At 72.1% G+C, this 16,660-nt stretch carries 16 protein-coding genes; 4 read left to right on the forward strand and 12 right to left on the reverse strand.

Going from position 1 to position 16,660, the window contains the following annotated elements; translation table 11 throughout:
* Window positions 1–75: 75 nt before the first annotated feature.
* Together N865_RS09205 and N865_RS09210 are read right to left on the reverse strand one after the other, a co-directional pair.
* The gene (locus N865_RS09205) at window positions 76–1,965 is read right to left on the reverse strand and encodes a helix-turn-helix domain-containing protein (RefSeq protein WP_084328093.1); all 1,890 of its coding nucleotides are present in this window, start codon (window positions 1,963–1,965) and stop codon (window positions 76–78) included.
* A 48-nt stretch (window positions 1,966–2,013) separates the two neighbouring features.
* The gene (locus tag N865_RS09210; protein ID WP_084328094.1) at window positions 2,014–2,850 is read right to left on the reverse strand and encodes a 3-hydroxybutyrate dehydrogenase; all 837 of its coding nucleotides are present in this window, start codon (window positions 2,848–2,850) and stop codon (window positions 2,014–2,016) included.
* A gap of 246 nt (window positions 2,851–3,096) precedes the next feature.
* On the opposite strand from N865_RS09210, the gene N865_RS09215 reads away from it, so the two are divergent.
* Window positions 3,097–4,068, forward strand: coding sequence for an alpha/beta hydrolase (locus N865_RS09215; protein ID WP_034804617.1), 972 nt, complete (start codon window positions 3,097–3,099; stop codon window positions 4,066–4,068).
* An 18-nt stretch (window positions 4,069–4,086) separates the two neighbouring features.
* Here the strand turns inward: N865_RS09215 and crcB are convergent, their stop codons facing one another.
* The 3 genes from crcB to N865_RS09230 form a co-directional block, all read right to left on the reverse strand.
* Window positions 4,087–4,464: a fluoride efflux transporter CrcB gene (gene crcB, locus N865_RS09220; protein ID WP_034804511.1), complete on the reverse strand. Its 378-nt coding sequence runs from the start codon at window positions 4,462–4,464 to the stop codon at window positions 4,087–4,089.
* Window positions 4,461–4,814, reverse strand: coding sequence for a DUF190 domain-containing protein (locus tag N865_RS09225; protein ID WP_034804514.1), 354 nt, complete (start codon window positions 4,812–4,814; stop codon window positions 4,461–4,463). The genes crcB and N865_RS09225 overlap by 4 nt, the downstream gene beginning before the upstream one ends.
* A 118-nt stretch (window positions 4,815–4,932) precedes the next feature.
* Window positions 4,933–5,484, reverse strand: a complete 552-nt coding sequence (locus tag N865_RS09230) for a fluoride efflux transporter FluC (protein ID WP_084328095.1) — start codon at window positions 5,482–5,484, stop codon at window positions 4,933–4,935.
* Window positions 5,485–5,685: 201 nt separating this feature from the next.
* Here N865_RS09230 and N865_RS09235 point away from each other — a divergent pair, with 201 nt between their 5' ends.
* Window positions 5,686–6,501 (forward strand): MBL fold metallo-hydrolase, encoded by an 816-nt coding sequence (locus N865_RS09235; RefSeq protein WP_034804516.1) that lies wholly within the window; start codon window positions 5,686–5,688, stop codon window positions 6,499–6,501.
* 64 nt (window positions 6,502–6,565) lie between these two features.
* Window positions 6,566–7,420: a PhzF family phenazine biosynthesis protein gene (locus tag N865_RS09240; protein ID WP_034804519.1), complete on the forward strand. Its 855-nt coding sequence runs from the start codon at window positions 6,566–6,568 to the stop codon at window positions 7,418–7,420.
* 84 nt (window positions 7,421–7,504) lie between these two features.
* Here the strand turns inward: N865_RS09240 and N865_RS09245 are convergent, their stop codons facing one another.
* The 3 genes from N865_RS09245 to N865_RS21725 form a co-directional block, all read right to left on the reverse strand.
* Complete coding sequence (locus tag N865_RS09245; RefSeq protein WP_034804638.1) at window positions 7,505–9,034, reverse strand: helix-turn-helix domain-containing protein; 1,530 nt, start codon at window positions 9,032–9,034, stop codon at window positions 7,505–7,507.
* Between the two features lie 64 nt (window positions 9,035–9,098).
* Window positions 9,099–9,962, reverse strand: coding sequence for an SDR family oxidoreductase (locus N865_RS09250; RefSeq protein WP_034804521.1), 864 nt, complete (start codon window positions 9,960–9,962; stop codon window positions 9,099–9,101).
* A complete protein-coding gene (locus tag N865_RS21725; RefSeq protein WP_051510400.1) occupies window positions 9,959–10,435 on the reverse strand; it encodes a nuclear transport factor 2 family protein in 477 nt (158 codons plus the stop codon). The genes N865_RS09250 and N865_RS21725 overlap by 4 nt, the downstream gene beginning before the upstream one ends.
* Before the next feature lie 55 nt (window positions 10,436–10,490).
* Here N865_RS21725 and N865_RS09260 point away from each other — a divergent pair, with 55 nt between their 5' ends.
* A complete protein-coding gene (locus N865_RS09260) occupies window positions 10,491–11,150 on the forward strand; it encodes a TetR family transcriptional regulator (RefSeq protein WP_034804644.1) in 660 nt (219 codons plus the stop codon).
* A gap of 121 nt (window positions 11,151–11,271) precedes the next feature.
* Here the strand turns inward: N865_RS09260 and N865_RS09265 are convergent, their stop codons facing one another.
* The 4 genes from N865_RS09265 to N865_RS09280 all read right to left on the reverse strand — a co-directional run bounded on the left by N865_RS09265 (window position 11,272) and on the right by N865_RS09280 (window position 16,652).
* A complete protein-coding gene (locus N865_RS09265) occupies window positions 11,272–13,347 on the reverse strand; it encodes a 3-hydroxyacyl-CoA dehydrogenase NAD-binding domain-containing protein (protein WP_034804647.1) in 2,076 nt (691 codons plus the stop codon).
* 80 nt (window positions 13,348–13,427) lie between these two features.
* Entirely contained in the window at window positions 13,428–14,678 is a 1,251-nt protein-coding gene (locus N865_RS09270; RefSeq protein WP_034804524.1) for a thiolase family protein, read from the reverse strand.
* A 136-nt stretch (window positions 14,679–14,814) separates the two neighbouring features.
* Window positions 14,815–16,071: an HRDC domain-containing protein gene (locus tag N865_RS09275; protein WP_034804527.1), complete on the reverse strand. Its 1,257-nt coding sequence runs from the start codon at window positions 16,069–16,071 to the stop codon at window positions 14,815–14,817.
* Entirely contained in the window at window positions 16,068–16,652 is a 585-nt protein-coding gene (locus tag N865_RS09280; RefSeq protein ID WP_034804529.1) for a DUF3000 domain-containing protein, read from the reverse strand. The genes N865_RS09275 and N865_RS09280 overlap by 4 nt, the downstream gene beginning before the upstream one ends.
* Window positions 16,653–16,660: the final 8 nt, after the last annotated feature.

Consider the following 16,660-nt stretch of genomic DNA (forward strand, 5'->3'; position numbering starts at 1 on the left):
CAGCGGTCCCTGGCCCCAAACGCGGCCCGTGCCTCGAACCTCCGCCGGTCCGCCACCTGACTGTGGCGCCCCGGCTCAGCGCTGGGCCTGCAGCCGGCGCAGCTTGAGGGCGATCTGCAGCTCGAGCGACCGGTCCGGCTGCTGCCACGACTCGCCGAGCAGCGCCGTGATCCGCTCGAGCCGTTGGGACACCGTGTTGACGTGGACGTGGAGAGCGCCGGCGGCATGCCGCGGGCTCGCCCCCGCCGCGAAGTAGGCGTCCAGGGTGCCGACGAGATCGGTCCCGCGCCGCTGGTCGTAGTCGAGCAGGGGCCCGAGGAGCCGGCGCACATAGTCGTCGACGTCGGGATCGGCACCGACGATGAGCCCGGCGAACCCAAGCTGGGTGGCGGCCGCGCCACGTCCTCGGTGGCCGAGGGCGATGAGCGCGCCGACCGTGCGCACACCCTCGAGGTGGGCCGCCGGCACTCCTGCGACGTCGGTCACCGGCCCCACCCCGGCGACCGTGACGCACGTGCGCCTGCCGATCCGGGTGGCGACCGACGTCGCGAGCGCCCCCGCGTCCGTGCCTGGCACGAGTGCCACGATGTCACCCTCGTGGGAGCCGACGAGGGCACGCTCGCCGGTTGCGGTGCTCGCCGAGAGGAGCACGGCCCGGTGTGCCGCCCGGTCCTCGCCCCGCAGGACGAGGAGACAGAACGGGGCGCGAGGGTCGAACCCCGCCGCGCGTGCGACCTGCATCCGCTCCTCGACGGTGCCGCGCCCGGTGACGAGGTCGGAGACGACCCGGTTGCGGGCCGACTGACGAGCGTCGGCCGCGTTGCGCTCGAAGAGCAGCACGAGCGCCGTGACGACACCGGCGCGCTCGACCGTCCGCTGGTCGGAGTCGCTCAGGTGGCCCAGGCCACCGACGTAGATCGTGCCGAGGCGCTCGCGGGCCGCCGTGATCGTCACGGCGTAGACGCCGTCGCGCTCGACGAGCCGTCCGGTGTCGAAGTCGGGGACGGAGTCGAGTGCGGCGAACGGGTTGGCGCCCGACGGCCCCTCGGCGGGCGCCGGACCGTACGCGCTGCGACGCGTGCCGTTCTCGTCGACGAGGACGGCCCAGCCGCCGAGCAGCTCCCCGAGGGCATGGGTGATGTCGTCGACACCACCGCCGTCGAGCACGAGGGACGCGAACCGATCGTGGGCCGCGGCGGCCTTCTCGATGCCGTCGGCGTAGTGCCGGACCGTCTCGTGAGCCTCCGAGAGCGCCCGGAGGGCGTTCTCGGCATCGGCCAGGGCACGGGTCTGGACCAGGGTGACCGCGGCGAGGGTCGCAAGGTTGCCGAGGAGCGCGACCTCCTCGCGGGTGAAGGGGCGTGGTGACCGGTTCGCCGCGAAGAGCACCCCGACGAAGTGCGACTCGACGATGAGAGGCGTCCCGCAGATCGCGATGATGCCCTCTTCGCCGACGGCCCCGTCGATGGCACTCGTGTGGCGGAAGCGGTCGTCGGACCAGTAGTCGGCCGTCCAGTACGGCTTGTGGGTCGAGGCCACGAGGCCGCCGAGACCAGCGCCGAGGGCGAGGCGCACCGACTGGAACACCGCCGAGACCGACCCGTCGGTGGCGCGCATGAACGTGTCGCCGGCCTCGGCGTCATACAGCGTGAGGTAGGCGAGGTCGGTGCGGAGCAGCGTGCGCGCTCGCCTGACGATCGCCTCGAGAACCTGGCCCGGGTCGCTCTCGGTCGCGAGCTCCCGCGCGGTGTCGAGCAGGGCCGCGAGCCCCGCCTCGCGGCGACGGTGGTCGTCGCGGACCGTGCTGATCCGCAGGGCCAGCTCGCGCGCCTCGGCGGGAGCGCTCGCGGCCGCGATCACCCCGAGCGGCGCGTCGGACGCCAGCAGCTCGAGCAGGCGCACGACTGCCGCGGTCTCGTCGGGCTCGGGATCGGGCTCGGGATCGGGCTCGGGATCGGTGGGCACGGGCAGATCCTAGGCAGGACCGCTGGGCGGGCGGGGTTCCGGACCGGCTCAGTGAGCGGTCCAGCCGCCGTCCATCGCGAACGACGTGCCGTTGACCGACGCGGACGCCGGCCCGCAGAGGAAGAGCGCGAGGGCGGCGACCTCCTCCGGCTCGACGAGGCGCTTGACCGCCACCGGCGACAGCATGATCGTCTCCACGACCTCGGCAGCCGGGATACCGTGCGCGCGCGCCTGGTCGGCGACCTGCTTCTCGACGAGGGGGGTGCGCACATAGGCGGGGTTGATGCAGTTGGAGGTCACCCCACGCGGACCGCCCTCGAGGGCGACGACCTTGGAGAGCCCCTCGAGGCCGTGCTTCGCCGTCACGTAGGCCGACTTGAAGGCGCTCGCCCGCAGTCCGTGGACGCTGGAGACGTTGACGACCCGGCCCCAGCCCTGCGCGTACATGTGGGGGAGCGTCTGGCGGATGAGGCGGAAGGGGGCGACGAGCATGAGGTCGAGGATGAAGTCGATCTTCTCGAGGGGGAAGTCCTCGATGGGGCTGACGTGCTGGACACCGGCGTTGTTGACGAGGATGTCGACCTCGGTCGGCAGGGCGGCGAGCCCGTCGAGGTCCGACAGGTCGGCGGTCGTCGCCGTGATGCCCGGGCAGCGAGCGAGCTCAGCGAGACCCACCTCGTCGCGGTCGACCGCGTGGACGGCAGCGCCGGCGGCCGCCAGGGCGTGGGCGACGGCGGCCCCGATGCCGCTCGCGGCGCCCGTGACGAGGGCGGTCCGCCCGGTCAGCTCGATGCGTTCGTTGACGCGGATCGCGGCGGGTCGGGTCAGTTCGTCGGTGGCGGCATCGCGGACGTCGTCGCGAGCGGCAGTGCGGGCGTCGGCCATGCGGGAAGACTAGGCAGGCGGGTCGGAGCCACTCATGTGCGCCACACACACAAAACGGCCCGCCCGATGTGGGGGAGCGGCACGTGGGTCGCTGGGTCGACAAGGAGCCCAGCGGCATACGGACGAGGTCGTATGCCGCTGGGCCGCAACGCCGTTCGCGCTTGCCCGGGCGCGGGCGGGCTGATCGCGTAGATTCGGGGCAGAGTCCACCACCCCAGGCACCACCCAAGGCATCCAGGAGTGCGCATGTCGACGACGGACCCCGACCACGACGTCCTCGGGCCGGACTACACCACACGGACGATCGAGCTCGCCCCCGACGCCGAGGGTGAGGTGCACGCGACGCTGGTCAAGCGGGTGGCTGGCCCCGACGGTGAGGCTGCGTCGACGCGGGCCGTGCTCTACGTCCACGGCTTCATCGACTACTTCTTCCAGACGCACCTGGCCGAGTTCTGGGCCGACGCGGGCTACACCTTCTACGCCCTCGACCTGCGCAAGTACGGTCGGTCGCTGCGCACTCACCACACGCCCAACTACGTCACCTCGCTCCACGAGTACGACGAGGAGCTCGACGCCGCCGTCCGGATCATCCGGGAGGAGGACGGCCACACATCCCTCACCGTCATGGGCCACTCGACGGGCGGGCTCATCGTCAGCCTCTGGGCCCACCGGCGGCGTCACGACGGTGTCGTCGACGCGCTCGTGCTCAACAGCCCGTGGTTCGACCTCAACGCCAACCTCCTGCTCCGGACCGTCGGCACGGCCGTCATCCACCAGGTCGGGTCCTTCCGGCCGCACACGGAGGTGAGCAAGCTCGGTCAGGAGTACGGCCGGGCCCTCCACGTGAGCACAGGAGGCCCGTGGGAATACAACCTCGAGTGGAAACCCATCGAGGGCTTCCCCGTCCTCGCCGGCTGGCTCCGCGCCATCCGCCAGGGGCACGCCGAGTTGGGCCGTGGCCTCGAACTGCCGTCCCCGGTGTTCGTCGCGTGCTCGACGCGGAGCGCCGACGCGGCCAAGCACCCCGAGGCGGTGGCCGACGCGGACGTCGTGCTCGACGTCGAGCACATCGCCAGGCGTTCGGTGAAGCTGGGACGATGCGTGACGCTCGTGCGGATCACGGGTGGCATCCACGACCTCGCGCTCTCTGCCGAGCCGGCGCGCGCGGAGTTCTTCGCCGAGCTGTCCCGGTGGGAGAGAACCTACGTCCCGCGTTGAGCCGGTCGCGTTCCGCGGTCACGCACCGAGCAGCCAGACCGTGGCGCTCCACGCGCCCGCAGCGGCGAGGTAGCCGGCCACGAGGCTGACCACGACATTGAGTCCGGCCTCGAGCGTGGACCCTTCCTGGAGCAGTCGCACGGTCTCGTAGCCGAAGGTCGAGAACGTGGTCAGGGCGCCGCACAGCCCGGTCCCGAGCAGCGCGACCATCTCGGGTGAGAGCTGCCCGAGAGAGGCCGCCGCCAGGATCCACCCGAGAACTGCGGAGCCGACGACGTTGACGGTGAGGGTGCCCCACGGGAAGACACTGTCATGCCTGGACTGGACGACCAGGTCGGTCAGGTAGCGCAACGGCGCACCCACGGCCCCGCCCACGAGGACGAGCAGCAGCGTCACGCCGGAGTCTCCGGATCCGCGGTGCCGACGTGCCGCACGACCTCGACGGGGTCGATCATGACAAGGCCCCCCGTCACGAGCTCCTCGATCTCGGGCAGGAACGCACGGATGCGCTCCTCCGTGTCGACGATGACGACCGAGACCGGGAGGTCCTCGCTCAGCGAGAGGATCCGGTTCGTGTGGATCCGGCTCGAGCGGCCGTAGCCCTCGATGCCGCGGAACACGCTGGCCCCGGCGAGTCCGGCGCGGTGGGCGCGGTGGACGATCTCGGCATACACCGGGTGGTGGTGCCACTGGTCGGACTCGCCGACCAGGACCGTCAGGCGCCTTGCTGCACCATCGAGCGTCATCGCTTTCCTCTCACGGCTGGAGTGGTCTGGGAAGGTGAGGCGGGCGCCGCTGGGGCAGGCGCCGCTGGGGCGGGCGCCGCTGCGGCAGGAGCGGCCGGCAGGCGGCCGGCGACGCGCGTCACGTCGTCACCCCGCCTCGGCCGCGACGGACGACGAGTCGGCCGGAGGCTGCTCCGAGCCACACGGCGACCAGGCCGCCCACCAGCGTGCTCAGCAGGTAGGTGACGAGACTCAGGGCACGGCCCGCATCGACGAGGGCGTGCGCGTCGAGCATGTACGTCGAGAACGTCGTGTAGCCCCCGAGCACGCCCACGCCGAGGAACGGCCGCACGTACCGCTGCGGCGGCCACACCTCGTTGACGAAGACCATGAGCAGGCCGAGGAGGAAGGCGCCCGTGAGGTTCGCGATGACCGTGGACCATGCGATCTCGGTCCGTCCGTGGGGGACGATCGTTGCGAGGCCGAACCTCGCGGCGCTGCCGAGTGCGCCGCCGACCGCGATCACACCGAGGACGTCGAGGCGCCCCCGCACGAGGCCCTCGCGGGCGACGGCGCGTGGGCGGTCCGCGGCCGTCACGTCCGGGTCCGTGGGGATCGTGTCGTGGCCGCGGCGGTGGTCCGGCGGATCGTCGTCGATCGCCGCCGGATCGGTGTGACCGTTGTTGGGCATACGGACTCCTACCTTGTCTCAGGTAGGGACTGTCGGCGACCCCTGTCGCGGTTATCGGCGAGCCCCACCGCCATCGAGGACAGCGTAGCGAACGGCCCTCGCCTCACTCGACGACCGACGGTGGGTGACGTGGCAGGATCTTTACGAAGGATGTCTTCCCAGCCAGTTCTTTGCGATGAGGCCCTTGGCCATTCTTGGGACATGACTTCTCCAACTGCCTCAGCCGGGACCGGACGGGTTGTCGGCACGCCGCTCGAGCTGACCGTGCTCGGTGGTCCCACTGTGGTGCTCGACCTCGCCGGCCTGCGCCTCATCACCGATCCGACCTTCGACCCGCCGGGCGACTACCCGGTCGGCGAGAGGCGGCTGACCAAGACCCAGCCGTCCTCGTGGACGCCCGCCGAGGTCGGTGACGTGGACGTCGTCCTCCTGTCCCACGACCAGCACCCCGACAACCTCGACCGTGCCGGGCGCACCTTCCTCAGCGAGGCGCCGCTCGTCCTCTCGACCGCCTCGGCTGCGACCCGGCTGGGCGGCACCGTCCGGGCGCTGGGGGCGTGGGAGACGGTCGACGTGCCGGGGACGGACGGCCGGGCCCTGCAGATCACCGGTGTCCCGGCGCGGCACGGCCCCGAGGGCACCGAGCACCTGACGGGCGAGGTGACCGGGTTCGTCCTGCACGGGGACGACCTGCCGACCGTCTACGTCAGCGGCGACAACGCGTCCCTGGACCTCGTGGCCGAGATCGCGGGCCGGTTCCCCAAGATCGATGTCGCCGTGCTCTTCGCCGGGGGCGCCCGGACACCACTGCTCGGCGACCGCTTCCTCACCCTGTCCAGTGCCATGGCGGCACAGGCGGCACGACTGCTCGCGAGCCCGAGCGTCGTCGTCGTCCACACCGAGGGCTGGTCGCACTTCACCGAGAACGCAGCCACGGTTCCCGACGCCTTCGCAGCCGAGGGGATCGCCGACGTGCTCGTGCCGGCTCCGTTCGGCAGGACGGTGAGGCTGGGATGACGCGGTCGCAGCCGGCCTGCTGGCGAGGGTCACCTGACCGCCACCGCGAGAGGAGCAGCCGCGCATGAAAGACGTTCTGAGGTATGCCGCCTTCACCTCCGACCCCGCAGGTGGCAACCCTGCCGGCATCGTGCTCCACGCCGACGGGCTTCGCGATGACGAGATGCAGCGGATCGCCGCCGACGTGGGCTACTCCGAGACGGCCTTCCTCTTCCGGGCGGATCGGACGCCGCCGCGCTACGGCCTCCGGTTCTTCAGCCCGCTGGACGAGGTCGCCTTCTGCGGCCACGCCACGATCGCCACCGCGGTCGCCCTGGCGGAACGCGGTGCGACGGGGACCGTGGTCTTCGAGACGCCCGTCGGGGACATCGAGGTGGGCACCGAGCGCGTCGACGGGGTGGTCCGCGCCAGCCTCACGAGTGTCGAGACCCACAGCCGCCCGGTGTCGGACGCCGTCCTGGGCGAAGCACTCCAGGCCCTGCGCTGGTCCCCTGAGCGCCTGGCCGACGATCTGCCCCCTCAGGTGGCCTACGCCGGGAACGAGCACCTGGTCCTCGCGGTCCGCAGCCGGCCTCTGCTCGCCGACCTGGACTACGACTTCGACCGGCTCAAGACCCTGATGACGCGGGAACGATGGACCACGCTGCAGCTCATCTGGGTGCAGGACGAGACCACCGTCCACTCGCGTAACCCGTTCCCCGTGGGGGGCGTCGTGGAGGACCCCGCGACCGGTGCAGCGGCCGCCGCACTCGGTGGCTACCTCCTCGCGCTGGGCCTGGTTCGGCGGCCTCGAACCGTCCGGGTGCTGCAGGGCTACGACATGGGGCGACCCAGTGAGCTGCTCGTCGGACTGCGCCCTGATGACACGCGGGTCACCGTCTCGGGGACCGCCGTCGAGCTCACGGCGGCCCGCCTCTGAGGGCGCCCGCCGTCGAGAACGGTTCAGGCACGGATGCCGGGCGCGGCAGCTCGCTGACCGGCGCCGGGCGAGGCCGCGCCGGACTCAGATGTCGCGGAAGACCTCGATGGTCGCGCCGAGGGAGTTGAGCCGCTCGGCGAGGTCCTCGTAGCCACGGTTGATGACGTAGACGTTGCGCAGCACCGATGTCCCCGGCGCGGCGAGCATCGCGAGCAGGACAACGACGCCGGGGCGCAGTGCCGGCGGACAGACGACCTCGGCCGCCCGCCACTTCGTCGGTCCCTCGACGATGACCCGGTGGGGGTCGAGCAGCTGGACGCGGGCGCCGACCTTGGTCAGCTCGGTGAGGTAGATCGCACGGTTCTCGTAGACCCAGTCGTGGATCATCGTGCTGCCCTGAGCAACGGCTCCGATGAGCGCGAAGAACGGCAGGTTGTCGATGTTGAGGCCCGGGAAGGGCATCGGGTGGATCTTGTCTGTTGGCGCGTGCAGCGGCCCGGGGATCGTCGTGAGGTCGACGAGACGGGTCTTGCCGTTGGCCGAGGTGTACTCCGGCGTGAGGTCGTACTTCATCCCCATGCCGTCGAGGGTCGCCAGCTCGATCTCGATGAACTCGATCGGGACGCGGCGGATCGTGATCGCCGAGTCGGTCACGACGGCGGCCGCGATGAGGCTCATCGCCTCGATCGGGTCCTCGCTGGGGGAGTACTCGACGTCGACGTCGATCTCGCCACGACCGTGGACGGTCAGGGTCGTGGTGCCGATGCCCTCGATCCGCACACCGAGCTTCTCGAGGAAGAAGCAGAGGTCCTGGACCATGTAGTTGGGGCTCGCGTTGCGGATGACCGTCGTGCCCTGGTGGCGCGCGGCGGCCATGAGGACGTTCTCGGTGACGGTGTCGCCGCGCTCGGTCAGGACGATCGCGCGGGTCGGGTTGACCGAGCGGTCCGAGTGCGCCTCGTAGAAGCCGTGGGTCGCGGTGACCTCGAGGCCGAACGAGCGCAGCGCGGCGAGGTGCGGCTCGACGGTGCGCGTGCCGAGGTCGCAGCCCCCGGCATACGGCAGCCGGAACTCGCTGTAGTCGTGCAGCAGCGGGCCGAGGAACATGATCACGGTGCGCGTGCGGCGGGCGGCTGCGACGTCGATGTCGGCGAGGTTGAGCCGCGCCGGCGGGATGATCTCGAGGTCGCTGCTGTCGGGCAGCCAGCGGGTGCGGACGCCGATCGAGGCGAGGACCTCGAGGATCCGGTTGACCTCCTCGATGCGGGCGAGGTTGCGCAACGTGGTGCGACCACGGTTGAGCAGGGACGCGCAGAGGAGCGCCACGGCCGCGTTCTTGGAGGTCTTGACCTCGATCGAGCCGCTCAGCTTCTGGCCGCCCACGATGCGCAGGTGCTGCGGGCCCGAGTGGCCGAGGGACACGAACTCGGAGTCGAGCGCGTCGCCGATCTTGGCGAGCGTGTCGAGGCTGAGGTTCTGCTTGCCCTGCTCGATCCGTGCGACGGCGCTCTGGGACGTGCCGAGGAGCTCGGCGAGCTCGGCCTGTGTCATGCCCTTGTGGCGCCGGGCATCGCGGATGAGTCCGCCGATCCGGGTGAGGTAGGTCTGCGTCACGAACGACGACACTAACTCATATATGAGATATCCGCGAACCGCCACGCCGGGGTGTCGGTCCGGCTCAGGACACCCGCGCCAGCTCCGCGATGGGGGTCTGGGGGAGCCAGGGATGGTCGGCGTGTCCCGGTCCGGGGTCGGTGCCCAGGGGCACGTGCTCCATGGCGAGGGTCTGCCGGGCCAGCCTCGCGAGCGCCGGTCGGAACGGACGGAGCACGGTGCCGAGCGCCCACACCGCGGCGGTGGGGATGTGGCCCGGCCGTTCGCCCGGGGGAGTCACGAGGGTCGCGAGCTCGGTGGGGCTGAGGTCCTCGCCCGCCACCTCGATGACGTGCCCCCGCAGCGACGGGTCCGTGGCCCCCCGCGCGACGGCGACGGCGACGTCGTCGACGGACACGAAGTTGACCGGGTTGCGGCCCGGACCCATCACCTTCGGGACCCCGGAGGCACCTGCCGTCGACCGGAAAAGGTCGAGCCACAGCTGCGCGAACGCACTGGCCCGGACGATGGTCCAGTCGGGCTCGACGCCAAGGGAGCCCTCTCGCACCGCACGTTCGGCGGCGGCCTTCATCCGGAACAGCTCGATCGGGTGCTCGTCGGCCGCGCCGACGATCGACACGAGCACCACGTCGGCTCCGGCCGAGCGGGCAGCGGCCACGAGTGCGCGCGTACCGTCGCGGTCCACCTGCGCCGGCGACTCGCCCGCGTCTGGCGCCATCCCGTGCATCGCCGCGATGACCACCTCCGAGCCGTCCACGGCGTCGGGCAGGCTGGTCGGGACGCGCACGTCGGCCGGCACGAACTCGGCGCCCGGGACCGGGGTGGAGGGGGTCGACCGAGCGACGACCCGCACCGACCGCCCGTCCGCCACGAGCCGCGCCGCGACCAGACGTCCGAGCCGTCCCGTCCCCCCGACGATGGTGATCATGACGTTGCTCCACGTGTCGGGGCCGCCCCGGCGGCATCCCGCCCGAGCGTTCCAGCCATGGCGCGGACCACCGTGTCGATGTCGGGGCCGCCGGGTTCCACCGGAGCCACGTAGATGTGGGCCCGCTGGATGCGGCCGTCGGCCACCTCGGCGATGAAGACCATCCGGCCGTCCAGGTCCACCCCGTCCTGCCGGGTCCCTGCCTGGACGGCCTCGAGCCAGAAGCCTCCCTCGGTCACGCAGTGCTGCGTCACGTCGAGCCGGATGTCCGGTATCGCCGTGAAGAACGTCTCCCAGTTCCTGCGCACCTGGGCGGCCCCGGTGAAGGACCTCGCCGGGTGGACGGGGTCGGTCAGCTCGTAGTCCGCGGCGAAGCACTCGACAAGAGCATCGAGGTCGTGCGCGTTGGTCGCCGACACGAGCGTGTCGAGCACCTGCGCGGGAGTGCGGGTGTGAGGGGCCGTCGCGTACATGGATCCCACCTCCAATTGGATACAGTTATCTGTATCTAATGAAAGGGTGCGCCTCATGCCCTCCCGTGTCAACGGTTCCACCCACGGCCGCCACCCCCGGCGTCGTCGCTACGACGCCTCCGGCCGACGCGCTCGCGCAGCCGAGCGTCGCGACGCTGTCGTCACGGCGGCCCGTGAGCACTTCCTCGCCGACGGGTTCGTCGCGACGACGGTCGCCGCCGTGGCCGCCGACGCCGGGGTCTCTGTCGAGAGCGTCTACAAATGGTTCGGCTCGAAGGCCGGGCTGCTCCGGGCGGTCTGGGACCGCTCGCTCGCAGGGTCGGGTCCGACGCACGCCGAACGTCGCAGCGACGCCGGGTCTCGCCGGGCCACCGACGGCGCCACCGTCATCCGGAACTGGGCGCGGCTCGCCGCCGAGGTCGGGGCCGTGGCAGACCCGGTCCTCCGCCTCGTCGAGAGCGCGGCCCATGTCGACCCCGAGGCGGCTCGACTGCGCGACGCGATCGAGCGAGAGCGCACCGCCCGGATGGCGCACAATGCGGCATACCTCGTCGAGGCTGGCTACCTGCGTGACGGGGTCACGCCCGAGCAGGCCCGCGACGTCCTGCTGCTCTACACGACGTTCTACGACCGGCTCGTGAAGCAGAGCGGGTGGACGCCCGAGCAGTTCAGCGCGTTCGTAGAGCGGGGACTGACGGCCCACCTGCTCCCGTGAGGCCACGCGCCGGCCACCACCGAGGTCCCCGGACGCACGGATGCCGCCGGGCTCGCCCCACGACCACGACCGGCGTGGTGGGGGAGCCCGGCGGCATCCGGGGCCTGAGCGACGTTCGCCGTCAGGCGGGGGCGTTCGCGACGCCGTTCGGCAGGAACCGCGACCCCGTGACGCGCTCGGCGACGCCGGTGCGGTCGAGGAGCGGGGTGATGCCGCCGTTCCAGAACTGGAAGCCGGCGCCGGTGATCATCGCGAGGTCGATGTCCATGGGCGCCTGGGCGACGCCCTCGTCGAGCATCCGACGGGCCTCGTCCGCGAGGACCGTGAGGACCCGCTCGCGGACCTGGGCGACGTCGAGGACGACCGGCTCCGCCGGCTCCTCGATGAGCTCGGCGACCTCGGGGTCGAGGACCGGTCGGCCCGAGCTGAGGTCGTAGAAGCCCGGCTTCTTCGCCGCGACGAGACGCTGGAGCGTCGGCGAGGCGTAGAAGCGGTCGGGGAACGCCCGCACGAGCGTCTCGCCGTTGTGCAGGGCGATGGCCGGTCCCACGAGGCCGATGAGGACGAACGGCGGCATCGGAGCGAGGCCGGCGAAGGCGCGGTCGACGACCTCGATCGGGGTGCCCTCGTCGAGGATCCGCGCCGCCTCGCCCATGAACCGCCCGAGAAGGCGGTTGACGATGAACGACGGACGGTCGGCGGCGCGGATGCACGTCTTCTTGAGCGCCTTGCCGACCGCGAAGGCCGTGGCGAGCGTCGCGTCGTCGGTGCGCTCGCCCGGGATGATCTCGAGGAGCGGCATGACGGCGACCGGGTTGAAGAAGTGGAAGCCGACGACACGCTCCGGGTGCTCCAGCCTCGAGGCCATCTCGGCGATCGAGAGGCTCGACGTGTTCGTCGCGAGGACGCACTCGGGGGAGACGACCGCCTCGACCTCGGCGAAGACCTGCTGCTTGACGGACATCTCCTCGAAGACGGCCTCGATGACGAAGTCGGCGTCGGCGAAACCGACCTTCGACGTCGCGCCGGTGATGAGGGCTTTGTAGCGGTTCAGGCGGTCGGGGTTGAGCCGCCCCTTCGCGGCGAGCTTGTCGAGCTCGGCGTGGACGTAGCGGACGCCCTTCGCGACCCGCTCGTCGTCGATGTCGGTGAGGACGACGGGCACCTGGAGGCGCTGGACGAACAGCAGCGCGAGCTGGCTCGCCATGAGCCCCGCGCCGACGATGCCGACCTTCGTCACCGGCCGCGCGAGCGCCTGGTCGGGGGCCCCGGCCGGACGCTTGGCGCGCTTCTGGACGAGGTCGAACGCGTAGAGGCCGGCCCGGAGCTCGTCGCTCATGAGCAGGTCGGCGAGCGCCTCGTCCTCGGCGGCGAAGCCGTCCTCGCGCGACGCGGTCCGGGCGGCGGCGACGAGGTCGAGGGCGGCATACGGGCTGCGCGCCTGGCGGCCCGTCTTGACGTCGGCGAGCCCCTTCGCCTTGGCGACGGCGGTCGCCCAGAGGGTCTCGTCGCGGTCGACCACGGGACGGGTCACGGTCGTCTCGCCGGAGACGACCCTCGCGGCCCAGGCGATCGACTCCTCGAGGAAGTCGGCCGGCTCGAACAGCGCGTCGGCCATCCCGAGCTGGAAGGCCTCGACACCCTTCATCATGCGGTTCTGGCTGAGCGGGTTCTCGATGATGACCTTGAGGGCCTTCTCGACGCCGACGAGGTTGGGCAGCATCCAGCAGCCTCCCCACCCGGGCACGAGGCCGAGGAAGACCTCCGGCAGGGCGACGGCGGGGACCCCCGCGCTGATCGTGCGGTAGTCGGCCGACAGGGCGAGCTCGACGCCGCCGCCCATAGCGGCGCCGTTGACGAACGCGAACGTCGGGACCGGCAGGTCGGCGAACGAGGCGAATGCCGCGTGCCCGGCTCGCGCGATCTCGATGGCCTGGTCTCGCGAGCCGATGAACGGCACCCCCGTCAGGTCGGCGCCGACCGCGAAGATGAACGGCTTGCCCGTCACGGCCACTGCGGCGATCTCGCCGGCCTCGGCACGTTCGCGAAGGCGGGCGATCGTCGCGGTGAGCTGGGCGATCGACTGCGGTCCGAAGGTGTTGGGCTTGGTGTGGTCGTGGCCGTTGTCGAGCGTGACGAGGGCGAGGGTGCCCGCGCCGCCGGGGAGCGCGATGTCGCGGACGGGGGTGCGGGTCACGACCTCGGTCGCGAAGGCGCTCGTGCCGGGGTTCGTGCCGGGGTTCGTGCCGGTCGTCGTGCCGGTCGTCGTGGTTGAGGTCACTGGTCCGACTCCTTCACGGCGCCGGAGGCGGCCGTCTCGTGCGTGCGCTGGTAGTCAGGGTGGTTGGGGTTCTCCCAGATGACGGCGCCTCCCATGCCGATGCCGATGCACATGGCCGTGAGGCCGTAGCGGACCTCGGGGTGCTCCTCGAACTGGCGGGCGAGCTGGGTCATGAGTCGGACGCCCGAGCTCGCCAGGGGGTGCCCGACCGCGATCGCGCCGCCGTACTCGTTGACGCGCGGGTCGTCGTCGGCGATGCCGAAGTGGTCGAGGAAGGCGAGGACCTGCACGGCGAACGCCTCGTTGAGCTCGAAGAGGCCGATGTCCTCGATCGTGAGGCCGGCCTTGGCGAGGGCCTTCTCGGTGGCCGGGACGGGCCCGACGCCCATGACCTCCGGCTCGACGCCGACGAAGGAGTACGAGACCAGGCGCATGCGTACGGGAAGGCCGAGCTCGGCAGCCGCCTGCTCGGAGGCGAGCAGGCAGGCCGTCGCGCCGTCGTTGAGGCCGGCGGCGTTGCCCGCCGTGACGTTGCCGTGGGCGCGGAACGGGGTCTTGAGGGAGGCGAGGTCGTCGACCGTCGTGCCGGGCCGCGGCGGCTCGTCGACCGTCGCGAGGCCGTAGCCGAGCTCGGCGTGGCGGGTCGCGACGGGGACGAGGTCGCGCTGGATCTTGCCGGCCGCGTAGGCGCGCCCCAGCTTGTCCTGGCTCGCGACCGCGAAGGCGTCCGAGCGCGAGCGGGTGAGGTGCGGGAAGCGGTCGTGGAGGTTCTCGGCCGTCTTGCCCATGACGAGGGCGTCGGGGTCGACGATCTTCTCGGCGAGGATCCGGGGGTTGGGGTCGACGCCCTCACCCATGGGGTGGCGGCCCATGTGTTCGACGCCGCCCGCGATGGCGACGTCGTAGGCGCCGAACGCGATGGACGAGGCCGTGGTCGTCACGGCGGTCATGGCGCCCGCGCACATCCGGTCGATCGAGTAGCCGGGCGTCGTGTTCGGCAGACCCGAGAGGAGCGCGGCCGTCCGGCCGAGGGTGAGCCCCTGGTCGCCGATCTGCGTCGTCGCCGCGATGGCGACCTCCTCCACGCGCTCCTTCGGCAGGTCCGGGTTGCGGCGAAGGAGCTCGCGGATGCACTTGATCACGAGGTCGTCGGCGCGGGTCTGGGCATACATGCCCTTCTCACCGGCCTTGCCGAACGGCGTGCGGACGCCGTCGACGAAGACGACCTCATTGAGCTGGCGGGGCACAGTGCCTCCTGGGTTCGATGCGGGTGGTTCGAGACGATCGGGAGGGGCGGCACGAGGCCGTCCGCGTCGATCCTACTTCCCGGTAACTTCGCCGCGAAGGGCCCTCTCCGTGACCGTCGTCACGCGCCGCATCGGCTCAGGAGCGCGGGTGCTCGCTGCAGGCGACGGCGATGAGCGGGGCCGCGACCGTCGTCTGCCACCGGCGCGCACCCATCCCGATCAGGGCCTCGGCGATCTCGTCGGTCGTGGGCGCGGCGGGTCCCTCCCAGAGGAAGCGCCGGAGCAGGTCGGGCGTCAGGAGGTTCTCGACGGGGACGGCGAGCTCCTCGGACACCGCGCCGAGCAGCTCGCGGGCCCGCGTGAGGCGGGCCGCGGCCACCGGGTCACGGTCGGCCCAGGCCTTGGGCGGCGGCGGTCCCGTCGGGGGCAGGGTCAGCGGTGGGAGCTCGTCCTCGGGCAGGGCGAGCGCGTCAGCGAGCGCCTCGCGCAACGCCTCCTGGTTGCGCCGGATCGACCGGGCCAGCCGCGGGTCGGGGGACGAGAGCGTGCGGGGGATCGACTCGGACCGTTGATGGGCCAGGGCGATCTCGGCGATCGCGGCATCGGGCAGGACCCTGCCGGGGGAGGTGTCGCGCTGGCGGGCGATCCGGTCGCGCAGCTGCCACAGCTCGCGGACGACGGCGACACCGCGCCGGGTCCGGATCTTGTGTATGCCGGACGTGCGCCGCCACGGGTCGACCCGCGGCTCGGGGCCGGAGAACTCGAGCAGGGAGGCGAACTCCTCCTCCGCCCAGGCGGACTTGCCCTGCCGTGCGAGGTCGGCCGCCACCGCGTCGCGCAGGTCGCCGAGGACCTCGACGTCGAGGGCGGCATAGAGCAGCCACGGCTCGGGAAGCGGCCGGGCCGACCAGTCGACCGCGGAGTGCTCCTTGGCGAGCTGGAGCCCGAGGTAGTGCTCGACCATCGCCCCGAGCCCGACCCGCGGGAGGCCGGCCAGCCGGCCGCCGAGCTCGGTGTCGAAGAGGGCCCGGGGGCGCAGGCCGACCTCGGCGAGGCACACGAGGTCCTGGGTCGCCGCGTGGAGGATCCACTCGGCGTCACCGATCGCCTCGCCGACGGGGGAGAGGTCGGGCACGGCGACGGGGTCGATGAGCCACGTGCCCGCGCCCTTCCGGCGCAGCTGCACCAGATAGGCCCGCTGGCCGTAGCGGTAGCCCGAGGCCCGCTCGGCGTCGATGGCGACCGGGCCGCTGCCGTTGGCGACCGCCTCGGCGCACCGGAGCAGGACACGTTCGTCGACCACGACGTCGGGCACCCCGTCACGGGGGACCGTGAGGGGGACGAGCGGGGGAGTCTCAGCCGGCTCGTCCGGGGACGCCGGGACCGCCGTCACCGGCGCTGCCCGGGGAGCGGGACGACGCCCTCGGGCAGGGGCGGGATGCCGGCGATCGTGCAGAGCAGGTCGCCCCACGCACGCAGGTGCTCGGCGAGGTCGCCGCCGGCCGGGGTCCACGACGCCCGGATCTCCATCTCGACGCTCGCCTCGCGGTCGGCGATCCCGGCGAAGCTCTCGCTGACGACGCGGGTCACGGTCCCGGCCTCCGCCCGCCACGTCAGGCCGCGCTCGGCCACGGAGTCGCTGAGCCAGGACCAGCCGACCGCGCCGAGCATGGGGTCACCGGCGAGCTCCGGCTCGAGCCGGGCCCGGGCGAACGTCACGATGCGCCACGCGCCGTCCCACGCCTCCGGGCTGGCCGGGTCGTGCAGCAGAACGAAGCGTCCGGTCGCGAGGTCCTCGTCGGGGTCGGTCGGGTCGGCCACGTCGGCGGTCAGGGCGGCGGCATAAGGGGCGATGCGGGTCGGTGCCGGGACCTCGGTCAAGCGGATCTCGGAGCGCAGACGGACGTCACGCAGGGCCGCCAGCGCCCTCGCGAAGCTCGCGCCGTGATGCCCCGGCAACGTTCTCGTGTGCACCCGATGAG

The sequence above is a fragment of the Intrasporangium oryzae NRRL B-24470 genome (assembly GCF_000576595.1).
GTDB classification, from domain to species: Bacteria; Actinomycetota; Actinomycetes; order Actinomycetales; family Dermatophilaceae; genus Intrasporangium_C; species Intrasporangium_C oryzae.

Bases quoted from the DNA above. Each gene is read 5' to 3' on its own strand.
- N865_RS09225 (WP_034804514.1), bottom strand. From the start codon at position 4,814: ATGACGCTCGATGGTGCAGCAAGGCGCCTGACGGTCCTGGTCGGCGAG.
- N865_RS09215 (WP_034804617.1), top strand. From the start codon at position 3,097: ATGTCGACGACGGACCCCGACCACGACGTCCTCGGGCCGGACTACACC.
- N865_RS21725 (WP_051510400.1), bottom strand. From the start codon at position 10,435: ATGTACGCGACGGCCCCTCACACCCGCACTCCCGCGCAGGTGCTCGAC.
- N865_RS09210 (WP_084328094.1), bottom strand. From the start codon at position 2,850: ATGGCCGACGCCCGCACTGCCGCTCGCGACGACGTCCGCGATGCCGCC.
- N865_RS09240 (WP_034804519.1), top strand. From the start codon at position 6,566: ATGAAAGACGTTCTGAGGTATGCCGCCTTCACCTCCGACCCCGCAGGT.
- N865_RS09250 (WP_034804521.1), bottom strand. From the start codon at position 9,962: ATGATCACCATCGTCGGGGGGACGGGACGGCTCGGACGTCTGGTCGCG.
- N865_RS09235 (WP_034804516.1), top strand. From the start codon at position 5,686: ATGACTTCTCCAACTGCCTCAGCCGGGACCGGACGGGTTGTCGGCACG.
- N865_RS09230 (WP_084328095.1), bottom strand. From the start codon at position 5,484: ATGCCCAACAACGGTCACACCGATCCGGCGGCGATCGACGACGATCCG.
- N865_RS09260 (WP_034804644.1), top strand. From the start codon at position 10,491: ATGCCCTCCCGTGTCAACGGTTCCACCCACGGCCGCCACCCCCGGCGT.